Consider the following 20,324-nt stretch of genomic DNA (forward strand, 5'->3'; position numbering starts at 1 on the left):
GTGTGCGCAGCGGGCGGGCTGCGCTGGACGGTTGGTCCATTGCCCGCCGCACCGGCCGCCCGGCATCCTGCGCAGGTGCGAGCGATCCCGAACCACCCCATGTCCCGCCGGTCCCTGCTCCGCGCCTTCGGGGCGGGAGCGGCCGGCGTCACGCTGGCCGGCTGCGGAGTCCCCGCCGCCTTCGTGGAGCCGGGTGACCGCGCCGGACGCGACTACTCCGCCGGCGATCACACCCTGCACTTCGCCAACTGGCCCCTCTACATCGACACCGACGACGAGGACGAGTCGAAGCGGCCCACCCTCGACGCGTTCAGCGAGCGGACCGGGATCTCCGTCACGTACACCGAGGAGATCAACGACAACGACGAGTTCTTCGGCAAGATCAGCCCGGCCCTGATGAACCACCAGCAGACCGGCCGGGACCTGATCGTCATCAGCGACTGGATGGCGGCGCGGTTCGTCCGGCTCGGCTGGGTCCAGGAGATGGACCGGGCGAAGCAGCCCAACGTGGCGAAGTACCTCGACCCGCAGTTGCGCTCGCCCGCCTTCGACAAGGGCCGGATGCAGAGCGTGCCCTGGCAGTCCGGCATCACCGGAATCGCGTACAACCGCAAGAGGCTCGGCCGGGAGATCAGGCACACGAGCGAATTGTGGGCGGACGACCTGCGCGGCAAGGTCACCCTGCTGTCCGGGCTCGACGAGTCCTTCGCCCTGCTGATGCAGGGCAACGGCGTCGACATCACCCGCTGGAAGCGTGACGACTTCTACGACATCTGCGACCAGGTGGAGAAGCTGGTGAGGACCAGGCACATCCGCCGCTTCACCGGCAACGACTACATCAAGGACCTCTCCACCGGAGACGTGCTCGCGTGCCAGGCCTACTCCGGTGACGTCATCCAGCTCCAGGCGGACAACCCCGACATCGAGTTCGTGGTGCCCGAGGAGGGGGCCGAGCTCTGGGCGGAGTCGCTCATGATCCCCAACCTCGCCCGCCACAAGCGCAATGCGGAGAAGCTCATCGACTACTACTACGAGCCCGAGGTCGCCGCCGAGCTCGCCACCTGGGTCAACTACGTCTGCCCCGTTCCCGCCGCCAGGGACGTCCTCGCCTCCTCCAAGGACGAGGAGACCGCCGCGCTGGCCGAGGACCCGCTGATCTTCCCCGACGCCGACATGCGCAAGAGGCTGGCCATCGCCCGCGACATCACGTCCGAGGAACGCACGGAATTCGCCAAGAAGTGGAACACCGTCGTCGGGTTGTGATGCCCTGCCGGGGGTGGCGCAAGAGGCCGGTAAACCCGGGCGTACGCTGCGGACATGAGCGAGCGAAGCGCCCTGCGGAGGCGTATACGCGTGTGGTTGGCCGTCTTCATCGTCTGTCTGGTTCTGAGCGGACTGACCGCCTTTCCGCTCGTCCACGAACTGCGCTGGGCCGAGGACCTGCTGAGCTCCTCGGCCTCGCCCGTCCCCGAGCACTTCCCGGCACTGATGGAGTGGATCACCCGTGTCCGCACCGGGATCGACACGGCCGACGCCGAGTACCCGTTCGTGCTCTACGGCACCGACTGGCTGGCCTTCGCCCATCTCGTGATCGCGGTCGCCTTCTACGGCCCCTACCGTGACCCGGTCCGCAACATCTGGGTCATCGAGTTCGGCATGATCGCCTGCGCCGGGATCATCCCGCTCGCCCTGATCTGCGGACCGATCCGCGACATCCCTTTCTGGTGGTCGGTCATCGACATGTCGTTCGGTGTCTTCGGCGTCATTCCGCTGCTGATCGTCCACCGAAAGATCAAGCGGCTGGAGGCCATGGAGCGGACACCGGAGCCGGTGCCGGCCGAGGCGCCCGCCCCCGCGGCCTGAGTCACCTTCCCGACGGGGCGCCGAAGGCGGCCACCACGATGTCCAGCGCCGTGGCATTCATGTCCAGGCCCTTCGCGTCCGTCGCGTTGACGCTGTAGACGAGAGTCCGGGAAAGATCACGGGTGGCCGCCACGGCCGTGTTGTACCCCCAGCGACCGCCCGTCTTCCCCCAGACCTCGCGTCCGCCCAGCGTCATCACGGAGAGACCCGCGCTGTACGCGGCGGGCTTGCCCGTGCCGTACTCCCGCACCGAGGCGCCGGGCAGCGTGAACATCTCCTCCAGCAGCGGACCGCGCACCACCTGTCCGCCGAACAGTGCCCGGGTGAACCGCTCAAGGTCGGCGGTGGTCGAGATCAGGTCTCCCGCCGCCCAGGCGTCGCTCGCCCCCCACACCGTCACATCGCGCAGCTCGCCCTCCGTACCGAATATCTGGTAGCCGTGGTTGTGGCGGCCGCGTATCGACGGGTCGGTGCCGGGGAAGTAGGTGTCCTTGAGACGCAGTGGCTCCAGGACGCGGCGTGACACCTGGGAGGCGTACGTGTCACCCGTGACCCGTTCGATCAGGAGGCCCGCCACGGTGTAGCCGATGTTGGCGTAGTGCTGCTGGGTGCCGGGCACGAAGTCCGGCCGGTGCGCGGTGGTTTCGCGCACCACCTCCGCCGGGTCGGTCACGTCGAAGCGGTGCGCGTACCAGTCCTCCACCGTGTCGCCGTTGCCCGGGTCGACGGACGGGAGGCCGCTCGTGTGGTTCAGCAGCTGGCGCACCGTGACCTTCCCGTACGTCTCCGGGATCAGGTCGGGCAGGTAGTTCCGGACCGGGCGGTCCAGGCCGATCCTGCCCTCCCCGGCCAGCTGGAGGACCACGGCCGCCGTGAAGACCTTGGTGACCGATCCGGCCCGGAAGCGCCCGGCCGGGTCCGCCGGCCGCCCGGACGCCAGGTCGTGGACCCCGGCGCTGCCCCGCCAGACACCCCCGGTGCCCGAGACGCGTACCAGCGCGGCCGTGGCGTCGTCCGACGGGAGCCCGCCGATCGCTGCCCGCAGCGCCTCGGCCTCGGGTGTCCCGACGGGCGATGACTGCCGGGCCGCCGGGCCCGCGGCGGCCGCAAGGGCCGGTGGGGCAGCCGGGCCGGCGGCGATGCCGAGCAGCAGGGCGGCTGCGATGACGGTGCGGGACGTGCGGGCGTTCATGTCCGGTGCCTCCTGGGCGTGGGATCCGGTGGAGTCCTCAACTGCTCTCGGAATCCATCCTGTTGATCCACGCGTCCGGGCGGATCACCCGAGCGGGGGTTTCCCCGGGGGAGGCTTCCTCCCCTGTGCGGGGGAGGGGCCGGCGGGCCCTCCCTCCGCAGAGGGAGTCACGACACCGCATTCGTAGGCGCAGATCACCGCCTGGATCCGGTCGCGCAGGCCCAGTTTGGACAGCACGTTGCCGACATGCGTCTTCACCGTGTGCTCGCTGACGACCAGCGCGGCGGCGATCTCCGCGTTCGACAGCCCGCGCGCCAGGTGGAGCAGGGTCTCGTGCTCGCGCCCGGTCAGCACGTCCAGGCGCGGCGACGGTTCCACGGCCACGGCGGGCGGCCGCGAGGTGTACTCGGCGATCAGCCGACGGGCCACCGAGGGCGCCAGCAGCGAGTCCCCGGCCGCCACCACCCGTACCGCGTGCACCAGATCGTCCCGGCGGACGTCCTTGAGCAGGAAGCCGCTCGCTCCCGCGTGCAGAGCTTCGTAGACGTACTCGTCCGAGTCGAACGTGGTCAGCATGACCGTCCGGCAACCGCTCCCGGCCGTGATGGCGCGGCAGGCCTCGATGCCGTCCGTGCCGGGCATCCGGATGTCGAGCAGCGCCACCTCGGGGGCCAGCCGCCGCACGGCCTCGACTGCCGCGGCGCCGTCAGCCGCCTCGGCCACTACCTCGATGTCCGGTTGCGCGTCCAGGATCATCGCGAAGCCGCTGCGCACCAGTTCCTGGTCGTCTGCGACCACCACCCGGATCGTCACCGCACCACCCCTGTCCGTCGTTCCGCCGCGGATTCCGGCCGGGCGCGCGGGATCGTCACCGCGACCCGGAAGCCGCGCCCGCCCGGACCGGGGCCGGTGCGGGCCGTACCCCCGTGCGCGGCGGCGCGCTCCCGGATGCCGGTCAGCCCCAGCCCCGATCCACCGCCGGGGCCGCGTCCGTCATCGGTGACCGTCACGGTCAGCGCATCGTGCCCGTGCTCCAGCCGCACCCGGACCGAGGACGCCTCCGCATGCCGGACGACGTTCGTCAGGGCTTCCTGCACGATCCGGTAGATGGTGGCCTCGACCGCCAGGCCGGGCGGCAGGCCGTCACCGGTGACCTCGTACGAGACCTCGGGACCGCCCGTACCCACCCGCTCCACCAGACCGGGTACCCCGTCCAGCAAGGGCTGGGGCTCGCGAGGCGCATCCGGTTCATCCTCGCCGTCACGCAGCACGCCGAGCATCCGGCGCAGCTGCACCATCGCGTCCCGGCCGGTCTCCGAGATCGCGTCGAAGGCGGCCTCGGCACGTTCCGGAGCCGTACGGACGGCCACCGGGCCGGCCTCGGCCTGCACGATCATCAGGCTCACCGCATGGGACAGGACGTCGTGCATCTCCCGGGCGATCCGGGCCCGTTCGCGGGCCGCGGCCTGTTCCGCCTCGATGAGGTGCGTCAGCTCCAGCTGACGGGCCCGGTCCTCCACCGCCCGCAGATACGCCTTGCGTGTCACGGCGAGCCGGCCGAAGGCGTAGGCGGCGGCGAACACGAACAGGGAGAAGAGCAGCTCCCTCAGCGCGTCGCTGTCCAACCCGACCGAGAACAGGACCGCCAGCGCCGTGAGCACCGCGATCCCGCTCCGCTTCGGCGGGGAGGAGAGCTCGGCCACCGTGTAGAACGCCACGAGGCCGGTGTACGGGAGCGGCTGGCCCGGACCGTCGATGGTGAACCTGTACAGTCCGCCGGTCACGAGCACGGCGAGGAGGACCGCGACCGGCGCCCGGCGGCGGGCGACCAGCGGCAGCACCATCAGGGTCGTCAGCCCGTACGACGTCCACGTCGCCTCCGGCAGATCCGGCGCGCGTGGCACGACGAACGGCATGGTCATGGCGGCCTGGACCAGCAGAGCGATGAGGAGGTCGACGGTGCGGGGGCCGGCCCCGCGCGCTCTCGCCGCCAGGTCACGCGGAGACATCAGGGCTTCCGCGCCACCGCGCCGAACTGGGCGACCTCCGCCCCTGCCGGGCCGGGACCGGGACGCCAGCGCGCGCACGAGACGATGCCCGGATCGACGATGTCCAGCCCGTCCAGGAACGCGGCGAACTCGAAACGGCCGCGGGCGGTGATCGGGGGAGTGGCGTTCTCGTTCCAGAACCGCATCGCCGCCTCGTTGCCCTCGCCGCCCAGCTCCAGCGTGGGGTGGGTGAGGACCAGGTAGCTGCCGGACGGCACCGCGGACATCAGCTGCCGGACGATCCGCAACGCCTCGTCCGTGTCGGGCACGAAGTTCAGAATGCCCAGCAGCATGACCGCGACCGGGCACCCCAGGTCCAGAGTGGGCTGCGCGGCCCGCAGGATCCGGTCCGGGTGCCGGGCGTCCGCTTCGATGTACTCCGTCGCGCCCTCCGGCGAACTGGTGAGCAGCGAGCGGGCGTGCGCCAGGACGATCGGGTCGTTGTCGACGTAGACGACGCGGGCATCGGGCGCGGTGTGCTGGGCCACCTCATGGGTGTTGTCCGCCGTCGGCAGGCCGGTGCCTATGTCCAGGAACTGGCCGATGCCCGCGTCACCGGCCAGATACCGCACTGCCCGGCCGAGGAACGCCCGGTCGGCCCGGGCCACTTCGCCGATGCTCGGATACATGCCGGTGACCTGGTCACCGACCGTCCGGTCCACCGGGAAATGGTCTCTGCCGCCCAGCCAGTAGTTCCATACCCGGGCGTTGTGGGCGACGTCGGAACGGACGCGGGCGGGAAGGGAACTGCTGCGGGGGGCGGTCACGTCTGGCTCCTTGGCGCCGGCCTGGCATCGGGACGATGAGGTCCCGTCCATGATGCCGGACCGGTCAAGATCCTTGAGCCGTCGTGGCGTTGAGGATCACCTTGTGCAGGACGTCGATCCGGTTGGTGGTGATCGAGTCGACGCCCAGCCGGATCAGCCGGCGCATCGTGCGGCCGGTGTCCGCCGTCCACGCCGAAACCAGCAGCCCGTCACGGTGGTTGCGGTCCGTCAGTTCCCGGCTCACCAGGCCGAACCGGTAGTTCAGCCAGCGCGGCCGCACCACGTCCAGCAGGGCCGCTCGGGGCGGGGCCAGTGTCGTCCAGGTCATCGCGATCTCGGCGGACGGGTCGGCGGCCCGCACCCGCAGCATCGTCTCGGGCCCGGCGCAGTAGTAGGCGCGCTCACCGGCCCCGCACTCACGGACCACACCGACGGTCCTCCGTACGGAATCGGCCGTGGACCCGGGCAGATCGACCATGACGCGGTGCGCCCCGGCGACGAGCAGCGCCTCGCGCAGGGTGGGCACCGCGCCCTCGGTCAGCTCGGTCAGCTCCTGGTGCGTGAGCCGGTCCAGCCGCACGTCATGACCCCACAGCCGCTCCAGCGTGGCGTCGTGCAGCAGGACCGGTACGCCGTCACGGGTGACCCGGACGTCGATCTCGACCGCGTCCGCCCCCCGGTCGAGCGCGGAGCGGATCGAGAGGAGGGTGTTCTCGCGCACGCGGTAGGGATCTCCGCGGTGTGCGACAGCGGTGACGGAGGCGACAGGAGCGACAGGGATGGCCATGGGTCCATTGTCACCACGTCGGGCCTCTCGTTTGGATCATGCCGGGCTCGCGCGGCCCGGTGCGCACATCTGCCGCGTTGCCGTCGGTCGCCCATGCTCCGCGGCGACTGGCTCCGCCGCCTCGCAGCCGCACGCACCGGACCCCGCTCCCTGATCCAGCCTGATCCAAACGAAAGACCCGGGGGCTCACCGGCCGGTGCGCTCCAGCCAGTCCGTCGTGTACGTGTCGATCTCGGCGGACAGCGTGCGCTTGCCGGCCGCGTCGAGGAAGGACGCCTCGACGGCGTTCTTCGCGAGCGCCGCGAGTCCCCGTTCGTCGAGGCCCAGGAGGCGGGCCGCCACCCCGTACTCACTGTTCAGGTCGGTGCCGAACATGGGCGGGTCGTCGCTGTTGATGGTGACCAGGACACCGGCCTCGACCATCTCCCTCACCGGGTGCTGCTCGATGTCCGTGACCGCGCGGGTCGCGATGTTGGAGGTGGGGCACACCTCCAGGGCGATGCGGTGCTCGGCGAGATGGGCCAGCAGCTTCGGGTCGCGGACCGAACTGGTGCCGTGGCCGATGCGCTCGGCCCGCAGCGAGGTCAGCGCGTCCCAGACCGTCTGCGGTCCCGTGGTCTCCCCGGCGTGCGGCACGGAGTGCAGGCCCTCGGCGATGGCCCGGTCGAAGAACGGCTTGAACTGCGGGCGGTCCACGCCGATCTCCGGGCCGCCGAGACCGAAGGAGACGAGACCCTCCGGCCGCAGGTCCACAGCGAGACGGGTGGTCTCCTCGGCGGCCTCCAGCCCCGCCTCGCCCGGAATGTCGAAGCACCAGCGCAGGACGACCCCGAGCTCGGACTCGGCGGCCTTGCGGGCGTCCTCGATGGCCTCCATGAAGGCCTGTTCGGGGATGCCGCGGCGGGTGGAGGAGAAGGGGGTGACGGTCAGTTCCGCGTAACGGATGTTCTGCCGCGCCATGTCCCGGGCGACCTCGAACGTCAGCAGCCGGACGTCCTCCGGGGTGCGGATCAGGTCCACGACCGAGAGGTACACCTCGATGAAGTGGCCGAAGTCGGTGAAGGTGAAGTAGTCGGCCAGCGCCTCGGGTGCGGTGGGGACCTTGGAGTCGGGGTGGTGCGCGGCCAGTTCGGCGACGATGCGGGGCGAGGCCGAGCCGACATGGTGGACATGGAGCTCGGCCTTGGGCAGCCCCGCGATGAAGGGGTGCAGATCGGTCATCGGATCCTCTGGTGGCAGGGGTGGTGCGGGCGCCGGTGCGTCGGGGAACCGGGCAGGGGACGGGAGCCATCGTAGGACGGGGCGGCCCGTAGCATGACGGCATCACGATGGGGGAGGCCCATGTCAGACAGCTCAGAAAGGCCCGCGGACGGGTCCGCGCCGCGCGATCCGTGGGCTCCACCGGACACCAAGGTGCCGTTGGCCAAGAACGCCGGCGACACCCGTCCGCAGACGGACGGGGGCACCGGGAACCCGGGCCCGCCGCCCGTGCACGACCAGCAGACGGTCGCGTCGATGCCGAACTCCGGGACCGGTCCGATACCCACGGCCGGGTTCGGCCCGCCGCCCGGTCAGGGCCCGCCGGCCGGCCCCTGGCAGGACCCGGGGACGGTGCCGCCCCCGCCGGTCGGACCGAACGGTCCCGGTCAGGCTGTCCCGCCGCCCGCGGGGCAGTACGGCTACCCGGCTCCGCCGCAGTCGCAGTACGGCTACCCGGTCCCGCCGGCCCCGCAGTACGGCGGCTACCCGGGCTACGGCGGCCAGCCGGCGTGGGGCGCCGGCCCCTCCAACGGCATGGGTACGGCGTCGATGGTGCTGGGGATCCTCGCCGTCTGCCTCTTCTGCATCTACGGCATCCCCAGTCTCATCCTGGGCACGCTCGCGCTGATCTTCGGCATCATCGGCCGCAAGCGGGCCTCGCGCGGGGAGGCGGACAACGCCGGCCAGGCGCTGGCCGGGCTCATCCTGGGGTCCATCGGCATCGCCATCGGCGTCATCATCATCGGTGGCCTCATCTGGCTCTTCGCCACGCACGCGGATGAGTTCGACGACGACACCACCTACAACGACGACAACACCTACGGGACCTCGCTCGTCATCGAGGACGCGCGGTGACGTGACGTCCCTCTTGTCGCGGTCGCGCGGTGACGTCCTTCGCCGTCGCGGGCGCGGCATCCCCGGCCCGGGCGGTAACCCGGCAAGCGGCCGGGAAACGGGGCCCGCGGGGGGTGTGGAGCACATCCCACACCCCCCCGCGGGCCCCTCTCATATGCCGTCCGCGGCGTCCCGCAGCGCGGCCCGCGCCTCCATCAGCGCGAACCCCAGCAGATTCAGGCCCCGCCACGTCGCCGGGTCCTCCGCGCGCGGGTCGTCCGCCGCGAGCCCGATGCCCCAGATCCGGTCCATCGGGCTCGCCTCGACGAGCACCCGGTCGCCCGTACCCAGCAGGAATCCGCCCAGCTCCGCGTTCTGGCCGAACTTGTGGACGCTGCCCGCGACCACCAGAGCGAACCGCTCGCGCTCCCACGCGGCCCCGTCGAAATCGCGGACCAGCCGGCCCACCTTCTTCGCCTCGGCCGGGCTCTTCGCCGCCACTGCCCGCTCCGCGGCCTCCGCGTCACCGAACAGCCTCGCCTTGCCGGCCATCATCCAGTGCTCGGCCGACGCGTACGTCACCCCGTCGACCGTGAACGGCGAGGGCCACCACTGACTGAGGCAGCTCGCACCGATGCGGCCGTCCGGACGCGGCCGGTGCCCCCAGAAGAGCAGGTACTTCACCCTGTCGCCCTCGGCGGCCCGCGATACGAGCCCGCCGACATCCCGGACATCCCCGATGTGTTCCATGACACGCGAGTCTGGCATCCGCCACTGACACTCCGTACGCGGAAGTCCGCACCGACACGACACATGGTCGACAGATTCCGTCGCGTAACCAAAAGGCAACAACGGAATCACTTGTTGGGCTCGGTCACCTCTGCCAGGATCGGCACTCAAATCGAGCAGAAGCTACGCCGCCCCCGGTCTGCGGGGAAGTGGCGGAGGAGAGCGTGATGGGCAACAGCTTCCAGGTGCAGGACCGTTTCGAGGACGGCGCGCAGTACATCGGCGGAAGGCTGCGGTCCGGCACATCGGGACGCAGCCAGGCGGTGGTGAACCCGGCCACCGGCGACACCGTCTACACCTACGAGCTGGCCGGAACCGCCGACGTGGACGCGGCCGTCGCCGCGGCACGCGAGGCATTCCCCGGCTGGTCCGGAGCCACACCGGCCGAGCGGTCCGAGGCCATGCACCGCTTCGCCGCCGTCCTCGCCGAGCAGGCGGACGACTTCGCGTACGCCGAGTCCCTCCAGTGCGGCAAGCCGGTCAAGCTGTCCAGCGGGTTCGACGTCCCGGGCACGGTCGACAACACCTCCTTCTTCGCCGGCGCGGCCCGCCATCTGGAAGGGAAGTCGGCCGCCGAGTACGACGGCGACCACACCTCGTACGTACGGCGTGAGGCGATCGGCGTCATCGGCTCCATCGCCCCCTGGAACTACCCGCTCCAGATGGCCGCCTGGAAGGTCCTCCCGGCCATCGCCGCGGGCAACACCATCGTGCTCAAGCCCGCCGAGATCACCCCGCTGACCTCGCTGATGTTCGCGCAGGCGGCCACCGAGGCGGGCATTCCGGACGGCGTGATCAATATCGTCACCGGCGCCGGAAAGGACGCGGGCGAACACCTCGTCGGCCACCCGGACGTCGTGATGACCTCCTTCACCGGCTCCACCGCCGTCGGCAAGCGCGTCGCGGAGATCGCCACCTCCACCGTCAAGCGCCTCCACCTCGAACTCGGAGGCAAGGCCCCCTTCGTCGTCTTCGACGACGCCGACCTGGAGGCAGCGGTCAACGGGGCCGTCGCCGGATCCCTCATCAACACCGGCCAGGACTGCACGGCGGCCACCCGTGCCTACGTCCAGCGCCCGCTCTACGACGCCTTCGTCCAGGACGTCGCCGCGCTGATGGAGACGGTCCGCCTCGGTGACCCGTTCGACCCGAAGACCGACCTCGGCCCGCTGATCAGCCACGCCCAGCGCGACCGGGTCGCCGGTTTCGTCGAGCGCGCCCGCGGTTACGCCACCGTCGTCACCGGCGGCGAGGCCCCCGGCGGCGAACTGGCGCAGGGTGCCTACTACCGGCCGACGCTGGTCGCCGGAGCCGCCCAGGACAGCGAGATCGTCCAGGCCGAGATCTTCGGCCCGGTCCTGGTCGTGCTGCCTTTCGACACCGACGACGAGGGCATCGAGCTCGCCAACGACACCCCTTACGGACTCGCGGCCTCCGCATGGACCCGCGACCTGTACCGGGCCAATCGCGCCACCCGCGAGATCAAGGCGGGCTGCGTGTGGATCAACGACCACATTCCGATCATCAGCGAGATGCCGCACGGCGGATACAAGGCCAGCGGTTTCGGCAAGGACATGTCGTCGTACTCCTTCGAGGAGTACACGCAGGTCAAGCACGTCATGTACGACAACACCGCGGTCGCCCGGAAGGACTGGCACCGCACGATCTTCGGGGACCGATAGAACCGTCCGGCCCGGTCCGGCCGCATACCCACCCGAAAGGGCAACGCGTATGGAGCAGTACGAGCCCGAGCGACTCACGGCGGTCCAGCTGGCCGCGATGCGCCGGAGTCTGACCAGCGGCAGGGGAGCCCTCACCCGCCGATCGCTGCTGCGCGCCTCCGGCATGGGCGCCCTCGCCATCGGCGGTCTGGGGACGCTGAGCGCGTGCGGGATCCCGCCCGCCGGACGCGAGGGCGACGCGGCTGCCGTCTCGGACGACCACTCGGCCAAGGAGAAACAGGTCAACTTCTCCAACTGGACCGAGTACATGGACGTCAGCGAGGACGAGAAGCACCGGCCCACCCTGGACGCGTTCACCGAACGCACCGGGATCAAGGTGAAGTACACCGAGGACATCAACGACAACGTCGAGTTCTTCGGGAAGATCAAACCGCAGCTCGCGGCCGGCCAGGACACCGGCCGCGACCTGATCATCGTCACCGACTGGCTCGCTGCCCGCATCATCCGGCTCGGCTGGGCCCAGAAGCTCGACCCGGTGAACCTCCCGCACGCGTTCGCCAACCTCTCGCCCCAGTTCCGCACCCCCGACTGGGACCCGGGCCGCGCCTACTCCTACCCCTGGACCGGCATCCCGACCGTCATCGCGTACAACTCCAAGGCGACCGGCGGCCGCAAGGTCGACTCCGTGACGCAGCTGCTCGACGACCCCACCCTCAAGGGCCGGGTCGCGTTCCTCTCCGAGATGCGCGACTCCGTCGGGATGACCCTGCTGGACATGGGCAAGGACCCGGGGAAGTTCACCGACGCCGACTACGACGCCGCGATAGGCCGGATGCAGAAGGGCGTCGACAAGAACCAGATACGCCGCTTCACCGGCAACGACTACACCGCCGACCTCGACAAGGGCGACATCGCCGCCTGCGTCGCCTGGGCCGGCGACATCATCCAGCTCCAGGCCGGCAACCCGGACATCAAGTTCGCCATCCCGGCCGCCGGATACATCACCTCCAGCGACAACATGCTGGTCCCGGCCAAGGCCCGGCACAAGACCAACGCCGAGAAGCTCATGGACTACTACTACGAGCCCCCGGTCGCCGCCCAGCTCGCCGCGTACATCAACTACGTCTGCCCGGTCGACGGGGTCCGCGAGGAACTCGCCAGGATCGACAAGGCGATGGCCGCCAACACGCTGATCCTCCCGGACAAGGCGATGGCCGCCAGGTCGCACGCCTTCCGCTCCCTGACCTCCGAGGAAGAGACGGCGTACGAGGAGAAGTTCGCCAAGCTCATCGGCGCCTGACCGACCACGCCACGCCCTCCCTCCCCTGATCTCCCTCTGACACCACTGGGACTGCGATCCATGACACAGCAGCAGACAGGCGGCGACGTCCGCCTCACCGGGATCAGCAAGACGTACGGCTCCTTCGCCGCCGTCCAACCGCTCGATCTGACCGTCCCGCAGGGCTCCTTCTTCGCGCTGCTCGGCGCGTCCGGCTGCGGCAAGACCACCACCCTGCGGATGATCGCGGGCCTGGAGGAGGCCACCACCGGCACCGTCACCCTCGGCGGACGGGACATCACCGGCCTCCCCCCGTACAAGCGGCCCGTGAACACCGTCTTCCAGAGCTACGCGCTGTTCCCGCACCTCGACATCACGGAGAACGTCGCCTTCGGACTGCGCCGGCGCGGCATCAAGTCGGTCAAGAAGCAGGTCGACGACATGCTGGAGCTCGTCCAGCTCGGCGACTTCGCCAGGCGCAGGCCCCACCAGCTCTCCGGCGGCCAGCAACAGCGCGTCGCCGTCGCCCGCGCCCTGATCAACCACCCGCAGGTGCTGCTCCTCGACGAACCGCTGGGCGCCCTCGACCTCAAGCTGCGCCGCCAGATGCAGCTCGAACTCAAGCGGATCCAGACCGAGGTCGGCATCACGTTCATCCACGTCACCCACGACCAGGAGGAGGCCATGACCATGGCCGACACCGTCGCGGTGATGAACGCGGGCCGGGTCGAGCAGCTCGGCGACCCGGCGGACCTCTACGAGAACCCGCGGACCACCTTCGTCGCCAACTTCCTCGGCACCTCGAACCTCATCGAGGGCGAGGTCGTCTCCACCGGCACGGACATCGTCGTAGCGGCCGGTGGCGGCAAGCTGCGGCTGCCCGCCGACCGCTGTCCGGCGCCGACCGCGAACGGCGGCCGGCTGCTCCTCGGCATCCGCCCGGAGAAGATATCGCTCACCCACCGCGACGACGCGGACGAGATAGCCGAGGGCCGCAACCGGGTCACGGGCCGCATCATCGACTCCAGCTTCATCGGCGTCTCCACGCAGTACGTGGTGGAGAGCCCGGCGGGCAAGTCCCTCCAGGTCTACGAGCAGAACGTCGAGAGGCGCGCGCGGCTCACCGCCGGGGCCGAGGTCGTCCTGCACTGGAACCCGGACCACACCTTCGGTCTCGACGCCGCCCAGGACATCGACGCCGGCGTGGAGACGGTGGAGGACGCGGCGTGAGCCTCACCAAGGAGGCGCCACCGGCCCCCGCCGCCGAGCCGGTCCTGCGCAAGCCCTCCACCCGCAAGCGCCTCGTGCCGTACTGGCTGCTGCTTCCCGGAATCCTGTGGCTCGTCGTCTTCTTCGCGCTGCCGCTCGTCTACCAGGCCTCGACCTCCGTACAGACCGGATCCCTGGAGCAGGGGTACGAGGTCACCTGGCACTTCCAGACGTACTGGGACGCGCTGGCCGACTACTACCCGCAGTTCGTCCGGTCCCTGCTGTACGCGGGCACCGCCACGATCCTGTGCCTGCTGCTCGGCTACCCGCTCGCCTACCTCATCGCGTTCAAGGCCGGCCGCTGGCGGAACCTGGTCCTGGTGCTGGTCATCGCACCGTTCTTCACCAGCTTCCTGATCCGTACGCTCGCCTGGAAGACGATCCTCGCGGACGGCGGCGCGGTCGTCGACGTACTGAACACGCTGCACGTCCTGGACGTCACCAGCTGGCTCGGCTGGACCGAGAACAACCGTGTCCTGGCCACGCCGATGGCGGTGGTCTGCGGTCTCACGTACAACTTCCTGCCGTTCATGATCCTGCCGCTCTACACCTCGCTGGAGCGGATCGACGGCCGGCTGCACGAGGCCGCCGGGGACCTGTACGCCACGCCCGCCACCACCTTCCGCAAGGTGACCTTCCCGCTCTCGATGCCGGGTGTCGTCTCCGGGACGCTGCTGACCTTCATCCCGGCCAGCGGCGACTACGTCAACGCGGAACTGCTGGGCTCCACCGACACCAAGATGGTCGGCAGCGTCATCCAGACCCAGTTCCTGCGCGTCCTCGACTATCCGACGGCGGCCGCGCTCTCCTTCATCCTCATGGCGGTCGTCCTGATCGCGGTCACCTTCTACATCCGCCGCTCCGGGACGGAGGACCTGGTCTGATGCCCGTACTGCGCTGGCTGCGACGCCATCTGATCGTCATCGCGGGTCTGCTGACCCTCGCCTACATGATCCTGCCGAACATCGTCGTGATGGTGTTCTCCTTCAACAAGCCCAACGGGCGCTTCAACTACTCCTGGCAGCGCTTCTCGACCGACGCCTGGAAGGATCCCTGCGGCGTCGCCGACATGTGCGGCTCGCTCTCGCTCTCGCTCCAGATCGCCGTCTGGGCGACGGTCGGCGCGACCGCGCTCGGCACGATGATCGCGTTCGCCCTGGTCCGCTACCGCTTCCGGGCGCGCGGCGCGGTCAATTCGCTGATCTTCCTGCCGATGGCGATGCCCGAGGTCGTCATGGCCGCGTCCCTGCTCACGCTGTTCCTCAACATGGGTGCGCAACTGGGCTTCTGGACGATCCTCATCGCCCACATCATGTTCTGCCTCAGCTTCGTCGTGACGGCCGTCAAGGCGCGCGTCATGTCGATGGACCCGAGGCTGGAGGAGGCGGCCCGGGATCTGTACGCGGGACCGGTACAGACCTTCGTGCGGGTGACCCTGCCGATCGCCGCCCCCGGAATCGCCGCGGGAGCGCTGCTCGCCTTCGCGCTCTCCTTCGACGATTTCATCATCACCAATTTCAACGCGGGTTCCACCGTCACCTTCCCCATGTTCGTCTGGGGCTCGGCACAGCGCGGCACACCCGTACAGATCAACGTCATCGGCACCGCGATGTTCGTCATTGCGGTACTGGTGGTTCTCGCCGGTCAGCTGATCGCGAACCGGCGCAAAAAAGCACGACCCTGAAAGTCTCGAAGGAGTTGGAAACCATGGCCCCAGCTGCCATGCGTACTGCCGCACAATCACTCGCCGACGCGAAGCCGGTGTCGTTCTGGCTGGACGACCCCGGCAGGCCCGGCGCACTTCCCGCCCTCACCGGTGACGAGCACTGCGATCTGCTCGTCATCGGCGGCGGCTACAGCGGACTGTGGACCGCGCTGCTCGCCAAGGAGCGCGAACCGGAACGCGATGTCGTCCTGATCGAGGGCCACGAGACGGGCTGGGCCGCCTCGGGACGCAACGGCGGGTTCTGCGCCGCCTCCCTCACCCACGGCCTGCCCAACGGACTGGAGCGCTGGCCCGGCGAGATCAAGAAGCTGGAGGAGCTGGGCGCACGCAACCTCGACGCCATCGAGGCGGCCGTGGCCCGCTACTCCATCGACTGCGAGTTCGAGCGCACCGGCGAGATCGACGTCGCCACCCAGCCCCATCAGCTCGAAGAGCTGCGGGAATGGCACCAGGAGGCCGAACGGCACGGCTTCGGCGGGTCCGAGTTCCTCGACCGGGACGCGCTGCGCGCCGAAGTCGACTCACCGACCTTCCTGGGCGGCCTCTGGGACCGGAGCGGCGTCGCGATGCTGCACCCGGCGAAACTGGTCTGGGGCCTGAAGCAGGCCTGCCTCGACCTCGGTGTGCGGATCTACGAGCACACCCGCGGGCTGGAACTGGCCAGAACCGGAACCGGAATGGCGGTCCGCACGCCGTACGGAAAGGTCCTCGCCCGCCGGGTCGCGCTGGGGACGAACATCTTCCCCTCCCTCGTGAAGCGGGTCCGCCCGTACACCGTCCCGGTCTACGACTACGCACTGATGACCGAGCCGCTGACCGAGGACCAGCTCGCCTCCATCGGCTGGAAGAACCGGCAGGGGCTCGGGGACAGCGCCAACCAGTTCCACTACTTCCGGCTTTCCGCGGACAACCGGATCCTGTGGGGCGGATACGACGCGATCTATCCGTACGGGGGCCGGCTCAGCGCCGAACTCGACCAGCGGCCCGAGACGTTCCTGAAACTCGCCGGACAGTTCTTCGAGTGTTTCCCGCAATTGGCGGGCGTGCGCTTCAGCCATGCCTGGGGCGGCGCGATCGACACGTGTTCCCGGTTCTCGGCCTTCTTCGGTACGGCCCATCAGGGCCGGGTCGCCTATGCCGCCGGATTCACCGGGCTCGGCGTCGGGGCCACCCGCTTCGGCGCCGACGTCATGCTCGACCTCCTCGCGGGACGCCCCACCGAGCGGACCGCCCTGGAGATGGTGCGGTCGAAGCCGATGCCGTTCCCGCCGGAGCCCCTCGCCTGGGCCGGGATCGAGCTGACGAAGCGGTCGCTGGCCAGGGCCGACGACAACGGTGGCCACCGCAACCTGTGGCTGCGGACGATGGACCGGATGGGCCTCGGTTTCGACAGCTGACCCATGGCGTGTGTGGGCCTCGGCTCCGATGGCCGGCCCACGGGCTGCGGGGGCCCGTTCCGACGCCTGGCCCACGGGCCGTGCGGGCCTCGGTTCCGACAGCTGGCCACGGGCTGCGTGGGCCCCGGATCCGGCAGCTGTCGTCCGCACCGTTCCGGGGTGACCCAGATCACTACCGATGAGTAGCCGAACCCGCGTCATGAATCGGCCCGACCGCTCTCTCAACGGGTGAACGCACCGGCGCCTCCTGCCGGTGCCACACGGAACGGAGGCCGGTCATGACGGGCGCGGGGGTCGGGGCAGCAGTCGAGTGGCTCGCATCGGTGGCACCGGATCCCGGCGCCTGCCGGTGGGAATGGGAGCGCGATCCGCGAGGGATCGTGCTCCTGCCCGCCGGCCGGCGCTGGGACGTGCTGATTCTTCCGGGGGAGCTGGGCCACCCGACGCTCGACGTGCTCACCCGGCTCATCGACCGGCCGGGGCCGGTCCTCGCCGGCTTCGGCGATGCCCGCATGGGCTTCTTCGTGCCGCCGGGCACGGCCGCCCGCTGGGTGGGCACGGGGGTGCGGGGCGCGGGCCGGGGGACCTGGATCGTCGTGCCCCACCCGGGGCGGGCCGTCGTCGGCAAGGTGCGCTGGCTGATTCCGCCGGACGGATCCGGCACGCTCACCGACGCCACGCTGCTGGAACTGGCGATGCACGAGGCCGTGGCGGCACGGCGAGACGGGCAGGGCGGGTGCCAGAGGTCTTGACAACCTGATTGGTCTGGACCATGTTGTGCGCCACCACTCAATTCCCCCCTGCACGGAGGCCGTTGTGGAACGCACGGGACCCCCCGCCCGCATGACCGGACTTCTGGCGGCCTTCTCGGCCGCCCTCCTGGCCGTCGGCGGCCTGGCCGCGACGGCGCCGAGCGCCGCGGCGGCCGACGCCGATGTGGCCCGCAACGGTACTTTCGAGGCCGGTCTGACCGGCTGGAACTGTACGGGCGGCAGCGGAGCCGTCGTCAGCACGCCCGTACACGGAGGCACCTCCGCGCTGAAGGCGACCCCGGCCGGCAGCGACAACGCCAAGTGCTCCCAGACCGTGACGGTCAAGCCCGACTCCACGTACACGCTGAGTGCCTGGGTGCAGGGCAGCTACGTCTACCTGGGCGCGGCGGGCACCGGCACCACCGACGTGTCGACCTGGACGCAGTCCGCAGGTGCCTGGAAGCAGTTGACCACCACCTTCAGGACCGGCGCCTCGACCACCTCCGTCACCGTGTACACGCACGGCTGGTACGGCACCCCCGCCTACTACGCCGACGACCTCACCCTCGTGGGTCCCGGCGGCGCCCCGGTCGTGCTCCCGGCGGTCCCGGCGGGCCTCAAGGCCGGCACACCCACCTCGTCCTCGGTCCCGCTGTCCTGGACCGCCGCCACGGGCGCCACCGGCTACAACGTCTACCGGGGCGGTGCGCTGGTCCTCTCCGCCACCGGCACCTCGGCGACCGTGACGGGCCTGACCGCCTCGACCGCGTACAGCTTCCAGGTCACCGCCACCAACGAGGCGGGCGAGTCCGCGAAGTCCGCCGCTGTCTCCGCGACCACGACCGCGGGCGGCGGCGGAGGCGGCGGTGGCTCCGACCTGCCGGCGCACGCGCTCGTCGGCTATCTGCACTCCAGCTTCGCCAACGGCTCCGGGTACACCCGCATGGCCGACGTACCCGACTCCTGGGACGTCATCGACCTGGCCTTCGGCGAGCCGACCTCCGTCACCTCGGGCGACATCCGCTTCTCACTCTGCCCGGTCACCGAGTGCCCGAACGTCGAGTCCGTGGCCGAGTTCAAGGCGGCCATCAAGGCCAAGCAGGCGGCGGGCAAGAAGGTGCTGATCTCCATCGGCGGCCAGAACGGCCAGGTGCAGCTCGCCACCACCGCCGCCCGTGACACCTTCGTCTCGTCGGTCAGCAAGATCATCGACGAGTACGGTCTCGACGGCCTGGACATCGACTTCGAGGGCCACTCCCTCTCGCTGAACACCGGCGACACCGACTTCCGCAGCCCCACCACGCCCGTCGTCGTCAACCTGATCTCCGCGGTGAAGTCGCTCAAGGCCAAGTACGGCGAGAAGTTCGTCCTCACCATGGCCCCCGAGACCTTCTTCGTGCAGCTCGGCTACCAGTACTACGGCTCCGGGCCGTGGGGCGGCCAGGACCCGCGCGCCGGGGCCTATCTGCCGGTGATCCACGCGCTGCGCGACGACCTCACGCTGCTGCACGTCCAGGACTACAACTCGGGCTCCATCATGGGTCTGGACAACCAGTACCACTCCATGGGCGGCGCCGACTTCCACATCGCGATGACCGACATGCTGCTGACCGGCTTCCCGGTGGCGGGCGACCAGAGCAAGATCTTCCCCGGGCTCCGTCCCGACCAGGTCGCGATCGGCCTGCCGGCCTCCACGCAGGCGGGCAATGGACACACCTCGCCCGCCGAGGTCACCAAGGCGCTGAACTGCCTGACGAAGAAGACCGACTGCGGCTCGTACGCCACCCACGGCACCTGGTCGGGGCTGCGCGGGCTGATGACGTGGTCCGTCAACTGGGACCGCTTCAACAACTGGGAGTTCTCGAAGAACTTCGACGCCTACTTCGGCGGCTGAGCACCCGCAGCGCCACCAGCAGTACCCCGCACAGCCACCAGCTTCCGGCCACGTCGAGAGGCCAGTGGTAGCCGCGGAGCACCAGACCGATGCCCGTCGCCACCGTCATCAGGACGGCGGCGACGGGCATCATCCATGCGTGCCGCACGTACGGGGCGAGCAGCAGGGCCGTGGCGCCGTACGCCACGGCGGCCGTCGCGGCGTGGCCCGAGGGGTAGTAGCCGGTGGCATCGGTCAGCGGCCCCGGGCGGGCGATCCAGTCCTTGAGCGGGACCACGAGCAGCGGCACCGCCGCCATGGCCAGAGCTGCGGCGAGCGGCGCACGCCGCTCCCCGCGCACCAGGGTCCACAGGATCGCGCAGCCGAGCACCGGGAGCGCGACCTGCATGTTGCCGAGGTCGGCGAGGAGTTCGGTGAGCCGCTCGGGTCCGTGCCCGACGAGGGCCCGGCCGGCGCGCTCGTCCAGGCGGCGCAGCGGGCCGTCGGCCACGATCTGCCAGGTGGTGAGTGCGAACAGGGCCGACAGGCCCGACACCACCGAGAGGAAAAGGGCCGTCCGGCCCGGGACAGGGGGGGTTGTTCCGGGCCGGACGGTGGGATCGGTTTGCCGCGCGCCCCGGGGGGTGTGGGGCGGGCGGCCATCCGATCGGTGAGGAGTTCCGGAGCCGGAGGCTCCAGTGGTGTGCGCGAAGGCACAACCAGGACGGCGCTGGGGGAGCTCCGGCCCGGCATCGCCCGCAGTCCCCTGCGGGCGGGGTGTTTCTCTCATCTGCGGAAACCGTACG

General features: G+C 70.2%; 19 protein-coding genes. 11 read left to right on the forward strand and 8 right to left on the reverse strand.

Translation table 11 applies throughout. From position 1 onward, the window contains the following. Positions 1–99 precede the first annotated feature (99 nt). Positions 100–1,263, forward strand: coding sequence for a PotD/PotF family extracellular solute-binding protein (locus ACIQMX_RS29950; RefSeq protein WP_402482818.1), 1,164 nt, complete (start codon positions 100–102; stop codon positions 1,261–1,263). Between the two features lie 54 nt (positions 1,264–1,317). Beyond that, positions 1,318–1,863, forward strand: coding sequence for a hypothetical protein (locus ACIQMX_RS29955; protein WP_402482690.1), 546 nt, complete (start codon positions 1,318–1,320; stop codon positions 1,861–1,863). Between the two features lies 1 nt (position 1,864). On the opposite strand, the gene ACIQMX_RS29960 is transcribed toward ACIQMX_RS29955, so the two are convergent. From ACIQMX_RS29960 to ACIQMX_RS29985, 6 genes are all read right to left on the reverse strand, one after another. Further along, the gene (locus ACIQMX_RS29960; RefSeq protein WP_402482693.1) at positions 1,865–3,055 is read right to left on the reverse strand and encodes a serine hydrolase domain-containing protein; all 1,191 of its coding nucleotides are present in this window, start codon (positions 3,053–3,055) and stop codon (positions 1,865–1,867) included. Between the two features lie 84 nt (positions 3,056–3,139). Further along, positions 3,140–3,868: a response regulator gene (locus tag ACIQMX_RS29965; protein ID WP_402482696.1), complete on the reverse strand. Its 729-nt coding sequence runs from the start codon at positions 3,866–3,868 to the stop codon at positions 3,140–3,142. After that, the gene (locus tag ACIQMX_RS29970; RefSeq protein ID WP_402482699.1) at positions 3,865–5,064 is read right to left on the reverse strand and encodes a sensor histidine kinase; all 1,200 of its coding nucleotides are present in this window, start codon (positions 5,062–5,064) and stop codon (positions 3,865–3,867) included. The genes ACIQMX_RS29965 and ACIQMX_RS29970 overlap by 4 nt, the downstream gene beginning before the upstream one ends. After that, positions 5,064–5,870: an SAM-dependent methyltransferase gene (locus ACIQMX_RS29975; protein ID WP_402482702.1), complete on the reverse strand. Its 807-nt coding sequence runs from the start codon at positions 5,868–5,870 to the stop codon at positions 5,064–5,066. Before ACIQMX_RS29975 ends, ACIQMX_RS29970 begins: the two co-directional genes overlap by 1 nt. 64 nt (positions 5,871–5,934) lie before the next feature. Continuing rightward, the gene (locus tag ACIQMX_RS29980) at positions 5,935–6,657 is read right to left on the reverse strand and encodes a glycerophosphodiester phosphodiesterase (protein WP_402482705.1); all 723 of its coding nucleotides are present in this window, start codon (positions 6,655–6,657) and stop codon (positions 5,935–5,937) included. A 186-nt stretch (positions 6,658–6,843) separates the two neighbouring features. Continuing rightward, positions 6,844–7,878: an adenosine deaminase gene (locus ACIQMX_RS29985; protein ID WP_363071856.1), complete on the reverse strand. Its 1,035-nt coding sequence runs from the start codon at positions 7,876–7,878 to the stop codon at positions 6,844–6,846. 120 nt (positions 7,879–7,998) lie between these two features. On the opposite strand from ACIQMX_RS29985, the gene ACIQMX_RS29990 reads away from it, so the two are divergent. Further along, positions 7,999–8,772: a DUF4190 domain-containing protein gene (locus ACIQMX_RS29990; RefSeq protein ID WP_402482708.1), complete on the forward strand. Its 774-nt coding sequence runs from the start codon at positions 7,999–8,001 to the stop codon at positions 8,770–8,772. Between the two features lie 150 nt (positions 8,773–8,922). Here ACIQMX_RS29990 and ACIQMX_RS29995 read toward each other — a convergent pair whose 3' ends face one another. Then, complete coding sequence (locus ACIQMX_RS29995) at positions 8,923–9,501, reverse strand: NADAR family protein (protein WP_402482711.1); 579 nt, start codon at positions 9,499–9,501, stop codon at positions 8,923–8,925. Positions 9,502–9,707: 206 nt separating this feature from the next. Here ACIQMX_RS29995 and ACIQMX_RS30000 point away from each other — a divergent pair, with 206 nt between their 5' ends. From ACIQMX_RS30000 to ACIQMX_RS30035, 8 genes are all read left to right on the forward strand, one after another. Continuing rightward, entirely contained in the window at positions 9,708–11,222 is a 1,515-nt protein-coding gene (locus tag ACIQMX_RS30000) for a gamma-aminobutyraldehyde dehydrogenase (protein WP_402482714.1), read from the forward strand. Positions 11,223–11,271: 49 nt separating this feature from the next. Continuing rightward, positions 11,272–12,522: a spermidine/putrescine ABC transporter substrate-binding protein gene (locus ACIQMX_RS30005; RefSeq protein ID WP_363071848.1), complete on the forward strand. Its 1,251-nt coding sequence runs from the start codon at positions 11,272–11,274 to the stop codon at positions 12,520–12,522. Between the two features lie 60 nt (positions 12,523–12,582). After that, positions 12,583–13,731 (forward strand): ABC transporter ATP-binding protein, encoded by a 1,149-nt coding sequence (locus ACIQMX_RS30010; RefSeq protein WP_363071846.1) that lies wholly within the window; start codon positions 12,583–12,585, stop codon positions 13,729–13,731. Next, positions 13,728–14,654, forward strand: coding sequence for an ABC transporter permease (locus ACIQMX_RS30015; RefSeq protein WP_363071844.1), 927 nt, complete (start codon positions 13,728–13,730; stop codon positions 14,652–14,654). The genes ACIQMX_RS30010 and ACIQMX_RS30015 overlap by 4 nt, the downstream gene beginning before the upstream one ends. Further along, positions 14,654–15,454 carry an ABC transporter permease gene (locus tag ACIQMX_RS30020; protein WP_363071842.1) on the forward strand — a complete coding sequence of 267 codons (801 nt, stop codon included), beginning with the start codon at positions 14,654–14,656 and terminating at the stop codon, positions 15,452–15,454. The genes ACIQMX_RS30015 and ACIQMX_RS30020 overlap by 1 nt, the downstream gene beginning before the upstream one ends. 23 nt (positions 15,455–15,477) lie before the next feature. Continuing rightward, positions 15,478–16,893 (forward strand): NAD(P)/FAD-dependent oxidoreductase, encoded by a 1,416-nt coding sequence (locus tag ACIQMX_RS30025; RefSeq protein ID WP_402482720.1) that lies wholly within the window; start codon positions 15,478–15,480, stop codon positions 16,891–16,893. Between the two features lie 278 nt (positions 16,894–17,171). Further along, positions 17,172–17,645 (forward strand): hypothetical protein, encoded by a 474-nt coding sequence (locus ACIQMX_RS30030; RefSeq protein WP_402482723.1) that lies wholly within the window; start codon positions 17,172–17,174, stop codon positions 17,643–17,645. 64 nt (positions 17,646–17,709) lie between these two features. Then, positions 17,710–19,539, forward strand: a complete 1,830-nt coding sequence (locus tag ACIQMX_RS30035) for a glycoside hydrolase family 18 protein (protein WP_363071836.1) — start codon at positions 17,710–17,712, stop codon at positions 19,537–19,539. Here the strand turns inward: ACIQMX_RS30035 and ACIQMX_RS30040 are convergent. Next, positions 19,490–20,308, reverse strand: a complete 819-nt coding sequence (locus tag ACIQMX_RS30040) for a phosphatase PAP2 family protein (protein WP_402482727.1) — start codon at positions 20,306–20,308, stop codon at positions 19,490–19,492. The genes ACIQMX_RS30035 and ACIQMX_RS30040 overlap by 50 nt on opposite strands. Positions 20,309–20,324 lie beyond the last annotated feature (16 nt).

This window comes from Streptomyces sp. NPDC091416, from assembly GCF_044756845.1.
In the GTDB taxonomy this organism is placed as follows: Bacteria; Actinomycetota; Actinomycetes; order Streptomycetales; family Streptomycetaceae; genus Streptomyces.

Excerpts from the sequence above, each read along its gene's own strand:
- ACIQMX_RS29950 (WP_402482818.1), top strand. The coding sequence starts at position 100 with ATGTCCCGCCGGTCCCTGCTCCGCGCCTTCGGGGCGGGAGCGGCCGGC.
- ACIQMX_RS29955 (WP_402482690.1), top strand. The coding sequence starts at position 1,318 with ATGAGCGAGCGAAGCGCCCTGCGGAGGCGTATACGCGTGTGGTTGGCC.
- ACIQMX_RS29960 (WP_402482693.1), bottom strand. The coding sequence starts at position 3,055 with ATGAACGCCCGCACGTCCCGCACCGTCATCGCAGCCGCCCTGCTGCTC.
- ACIQMX_RS29970 (WP_402482699.1), bottom strand. The coding sequence starts at position 5,064 with ATGTCTCCGCGTGACCTGGCGGCGAGAGCGCGCGGGGCCGGCCCCCGC.
- ACIQMX_RS29980 (WP_402482705.1), bottom strand. The coding sequence starts at position 6,657 with ATGGCCATCCCTGTCGCTCCTGTCGCCTCCGTCACCGCTGTCGCACAC.
- ACIQMX_RS29985 (WP_363071856.1), bottom strand. The coding sequence starts at position 7,878 with ATGACCGATCTGCACCCCTTCATCGCGGGGCTGCCCAAGGCCGAGCTC.
- ACIQMX_RS29990 (WP_402482708.1), top strand. The coding sequence starts at position 7,999 with ATGTCAGACAGCTCAGAAAGGCCCGCGGACGGGTCCGCGCCGCGCGAT.
- ACIQMX_RS29995 (WP_402482711.1), bottom strand. The coding sequence starts at position 9,501 with ATGGAACACATCGGGGATGTCCGGGATGTCGGCGGGCTCGTATCGCGG.
- ACIQMX_RS30000 (WP_402482714.1), top strand. The coding sequence starts at position 9,708 with ATGGGCAACAGCTTCCAGGTGCAGGACCGTTTCGAGGACGGCGCGCAG.
- ACIQMX_RS30005 (WP_363071848.1), top strand. The coding sequence starts at position 11,272 with ATGGAGCAGTACGAGCCCGAGCGACTCACGGCGGTCCAGCTGGCCGCG.
- ACIQMX_RS30010 (WP_363071846.1), top strand. The coding sequence starts at position 12,583 with ATGACACAGCAGCAGACAGGCGGCGACGTCCGCCTCACCGGGATCAGC.
- ACIQMX_RS30020 (WP_363071842.1), top strand. The coding sequence starts at position 14,654 with ATGCCCGTACTGCGCTGGCTGCGACGCCATCTGATCGTCATCGCGGGT.
- ACIQMX_RS30025 (WP_402482720.1), top strand. The coding sequence starts at position 15,478 with ATGGCCCCAGCTGCCATGCGTACTGCCGCACAATCACTCGCCGACGCG.
- ACIQMX_RS30030 (WP_402482723.1), top strand. The coding sequence starts at position 17,172 with ATGACGGGCGCGGGGGTCGGGGCAGCAGTCGAGTGGCTCGCATCGGTG.
- ACIQMX_RS30040 (WP_402482727.1), bottom strand. The coding sequence starts at position 20,308 with ATGAGAGAAACACCCCGCCCGCAGGGGACTGCGGGCGATGCCGGGCCG.